Annotated in this window: 3 protein-coding genes; all 3 read left to right on the plus strand. The window is 47.9% G+C overall.

Annotation, left to right across the window (positions count from 1 at the left end; genetic code table 11):
- Nucleotides 1-1,795 (plus strand): type VI secretion system Vgr family protein (locus tag Xedl_RS18995; RefSeq protein WP_083600404.1); only part of this gene is annotated, 1,795 nt, incomplete at its 5' end.
- Nucleotides 1,792-2,580, plus strand: a complete 789-nt coding sequence (locus tag Xedl_RS19000; RefSeq protein WP_074025279.1) for a DUF4123 domain-containing protein — start codon at nucleotides 1,792-1,794, stop codon at nucleotides 2,578-2,580. The genes Xedl_RS18995 and Xedl_RS19000, both read left to right, overlap by 4 nt.
- A gap of 21 nt (nucleotides 2,581-2,601) precedes the next feature.
- Nucleotides 2,602-4,557 carry a T6SS phospholipase effector Tle1-like catalytic domain-containing protein gene (locus Xedl_RS19005; RefSeq protein WP_074025280.1) on the plus strand — a complete coding sequence of 652 codons (1,956 nt, stop codon included), beginning with the start codon at nucleotides 2,602-2,604 and terminating at the stop codon, nucleotides 4,555-4,557.
- Nucleotides 4,558-4,706: the final 149 nt, after the last annotated feature.

Raw genomic sequence — 4,706 nt, forward strand, 5'->3', positions numbered from 1 at the left:
TTTTTATGGTGAAACGGAGCAGCGCAAAATCACCGGCATCATCTCCCATGCGGACTGGGTGGGCACCGATGGTAATAAGACAATCTATTCCGTCACCGTTCGCCCTGCCTGCTGGCGGCTGACGCTCAATCAGGACAGCCGAATTTATCATCAGCAAAATGTGCCGGCCATTTTAAACAGCCTGCTGAAAAAACACCGGGTAAAAGCCGATTCAAAACTCTACGATGCGCATCAGGACCGGGAATATGTGACCCAGAAGCGCGAATCCGATTATGCTTTTTTCAGCCGGTTAGCCGCGGAAGAAGGCATCAGTTTCTGGTTTGAGGATGAAACGCTGTTTTTCAGTGACAGCCATCTCGGTATGACCGCCGGTTTGCCACTGCAATACCAACCCCAGCCGGAAACCGCTTACGGAACAGACACCATTTATCAGGTGCAACTGGGCGTCGGGATGAGCCCGCAACGCAGTTTCCACAAAGATTTCAACCCGGAGAACCCGCGCTATCACCTTTCCCACATGCACAGCAGCGAAGGTTTCCGCGACTTCGGCAGCCAGACCCCTTACACCGTGTTTGAGAGTTACGGACGATTCCAGAAAGATGCTGCCGCCAAACCATTTTTAAAATACCGGCAGGAAGCACTGGATAACCAGAAGCAAACCGGCAGTGGTCACAGTAACTGCATCAAACTCCGGCCGGGCAAAATCTTCGAGATAAAAAATCATCCGCACAAACCGTTCAACGCCCGCTGGCAAATCGTCACCATCAGCCATCGCGGGCATTGCCCACAAGCGCTGGGCGATAACAGCGGGCAGGGTACGACACTCAGCAATACCTTCAGTTTTATCGATGGCCTTGCCGACTACCGCCCGCCGTTTCACTACAAACCGTTAGCCGATGGTGATGAAACCGCAATAGTGGTCGGGCCGGAAGGCGAAGAAATTTTCGTCAATAAAGACGGCGCAATTAAAGTGCATTTTCACTGGAACCGCTATGATGACCCGGATGATAACGCATCGTGCTGGGTGCGGGTGGCTCAGGGCTGGAATGGTAACGGTTTTGGCTTTATGGCGATACCCCGCATCGGGCAGGAAGTGATTATCTCCTACCTGAATGGGGATATCGACCGCCCCATCGTCACCGGCTGTGTTTACAACGGCCTGAACCGCCCGCCGCTGGATTTACCGGCGCAGAAAACCCGCACTACCTTTAAGACCAAGACCCACAAAGGCAAAGGCTTTAACGAACTGCGCTTTGAAGATGCGAAAGGCAGCGAGGAAATCTATTTTCACGGCCAGAAAGATTTGACCGCGCATATCGAAAACGATGCCTACTGGCATATCAAGCATGACCAGAAGAGCCGCATCGATAACAACCGTTACCATGATATCCGCGCCGATGACCATCATCAGGTTGCCGGTTCACGCAAAATCACGACTGAAGGGGATGTGTCGCACCGGATTGCGGGCAGCCAGCATATCCAGACCGGCGATGCCACCGTGATTGACAGCGGGCAAGAAATTCACCTGAAAAGCGGCGGCAAAGTGGTGCTGGAAGCGGCAGCAGAAATCACATTAAAAGTGGGCGGCAGTTTTCTCAAGGTTACGCCCGGCGGCATTTTGTCTTCACCGATAAGTGTCGGACAGGGGTCAGCAGGCAATGGCCGCGGGCTGGCACTGCAATTACCGGACGGTGTGGCGCCATTGCCAATGGTGGAGTTTCCGGCGAAACCGCCTTGCGCCATTCTTGCGCAGCAAGAAGAAAACTGGATTATCACTGGAGCAGAAGAAGCATGATGGAACCGACCAATTGGAAAAACTGGCTATCACATCAGGACAGAGGGAATTGTTATTTTTTGGTTAACAGCCTGGCTGAGCCGAATCCCGTCCAAACCTTTTACCTTAACGGCTGGACAGCGCAGGCATTTCCGCTCTACAGCGGTACACCAATGAATGCCATGCTGGAACAAAGCCCGTGGCTGATCCAACCCAAAGCCAACTGCCTGCCAGAACTGGCTCTACTGTTGGATAAACACGCATTCAGCGATGCCAGTTGGGGCTGGGGATATCGCAGCACACTGCCGTGGTCATTTCAGTTAGAGCACTGGCGGTTGCATCAGCAGGTGTTGCTGCGTGGTCAGGTTGTGGTGTTGCGGCTGATGGATAACCGTATTTTCACACCATTACTGCCCGCCTTGAAACCGAGTGATTGGCGTGAGCTATTAACTCCAGTTAATGAGCTGATGATCGATACGCCCAACCCGATTTGCTATTACCGGCCAGAAAATTGCCCTCAGAAACTGAACACGAATTTATTTGTGTTGGATGATCATCTGATTGATGCCCGTTATTCCGCTGATTCTACCCTCAATAGTCTGGCTTACGCATTAAATTGCCAACTTTGGGAAGAAAACCCCGAATTGGCGCTAAAACTGGATGAACCAGAAGGGCAATTGCAGAGCAGCCTTGTGGTATGGCTGAAACAGGCGAGAGATGAAAAGCAGAAACTGGACAAGTTAACCGTTGAACAGTTTGTTACTGATAATCAAAACGTTGTGCTCAACGAACGCATTGACGGATAAATAAAATATAAGGAAGCAATAATGAAGCCGTTAGATCCGACGAATTGTATTGATTGCCAGAAGATACTGAAAAACTGGATTGAATTTCAGCTTGTGGATGAGCAGGGGAAACCATTAACAGGAATACCTTATAAGCTGAAAAGCCGGGGAAATAAACTCATTGTGCGAACCGGGACTACGGATGGGAATGGTTTATTGCGTGAAGAAGATCTTCCTCCCATGCCTGTGACACTCTCTGTTTCAGCACAGCCTTTGGCAGATAAAGTGACCCAATGCCCAGCTCGTCCAGACACTGGAAAAATAGGCAATCGTCAGGTAAAAGAAAATAGCTACAACGACAAGCATGACTATCGTTATATCACATTAGGTGCGATCAGCGATGCCTACCCAAAAGTGAAAGGCTGGCAAGAAGACGAATTAAAAACATCTGAACACTTTAAGGATTCGACATTAAAAGGATTTAGCGCCCATCCCCTTAATCGGCGGTATGTACTGGAAGTTCAGGCGATAGAAAGCGGTATTACCTTAACGATTGGAGTATTTTTTGATGGTACAGGGAACAATGTCGATAATATTAATGAACGACTTTTATGTATTCCAGCAGCAACTAATATCAATCAACAGTCGATGAGTTGTTCTTTTAACCAATTTGGCTTGCCCGGTGATACCTCGCGTATCAGTTATGATGGCTACTATACTAATGTGCATTTTTTGCACAAAATATATATCAATGAGAAAATTGATGATAATTCTCACCAGATCAAAGTGTATATCGAAGGAATTGGTACGCAGGCAGGAAAATCAGACAGTGTGGTAGGTTATGGATTGGGAGTAGGGGAAACCGGTGTTCATGCCAAAACCGAGATGGCCATTCAGAAAATAAAAACAGAACTATCAAAGTCATTGGAAAGTATTCAAGGTAATATCAAATGTCTGCAATTCGATATTATTGGCTTTAGTCGGGGAGCTGCGGCTGCACGGCACTTCGCTAATAGGGTTTTTCATTGTGATCCGATTTTGGCGCAGGCGTTAACAGATTGTTTTGACCAGTACCACTATCTGGGTAAATCCTCATACCCCACAGGAAAAAACCGTTTTCTGGGTATCTTTGATACGGTTGCGGCAATTGGCACATTAAGCAATGGACTTAACCCTCACTCAGCCGATACAGGTGATATTGATATACGTTTGCCTACTGGCATCGCTGAGCATGTTTTCCACATCTCGGCCATGAATGAATGCCGCTATAACTTCTCTTTAAACAGTGTCAACCCCGATTATCCAGAACTGATATTTCCGGGCGCCCATTCCGATATTGGCGGCGGCTATAACCCGATGGAAATAGAACGATTATTTATCACCCGACCCCGCAGCCTGACAGTCGATGAAAGTACCCCCAATAACACCACTTGGATTTATAAAAAAGCACAGGAGGAATTATCGCAGATGAGAACCTATCCTACCATTGCCCCGTTACTTCACGGTAACGAGGTCAAGGTGGAAACATGGCAAAATAACCAGTTTTACCCCCGCAATGATCTGGAACGTTTTCAAAAACAAGTGGCAGCGGCAGCGGTATTATATCGGGAAATCACCAATGACTGGTCTAAAGTAGTTATGCAGGTAATGCAGGATGCCGCACAAGAGGCAGGAGTAGTCTTTGGTGATCCTGCCGATGAAGATAAAGATAAAAACTACAAACTTCCGCCAGAACTTGTACCTCTGGCAGAAAAAGCCATTAAACAAGGGCGTGCGGTTCGGCAAGGACAGCCTTCAACGCCTTTTACCGCAGAAGAGTTAGCCATAATCCAAACTAAATACGTCCACTGCTCATCCCACTGGAATAGCGTAGTGATAAAAGATGAACAAATTCAGGGAGGTGTAAGTGCGGTAGAGTTGATCAGTTTTGTGAACCGCCCTTGTGAAAAATGGCACCGCGCCATTTTTGATCTTACCGGTAAGGAAATTTCAAAATGAGACACAAAAAAATATTAGTCCTGTTATTGGGTTTAAGCGTAATAGTGGGATTAACCGCCTGCCAGTCTTATCTGCCCGGAAAACGGGTGGTGACTTATAAACCCATTGTACGCCACAGTGAACCGCTACCTTATGATAAATGGTGGTTT

This window comes from Xenorhabdus eapokensis (genome assembly GCF_001908105.1).

Bases quoted from the DNA above. Each gene is read 5' to 3' on its own strand.
- Xedl_RS19000 (WP_074025279.1), top strand. From the start codon at position 1,792: ATGATGGAACCGACCAATTGGAAAAACTGGCTATCACATCAGGACAGA.
- Xedl_RS19005 (WP_074025280.1), top strand. From the start codon at position 2,602: ATGAAGCCGTTAGATCCGACGAATTGTATTGATTGCCAGAAGATACTG.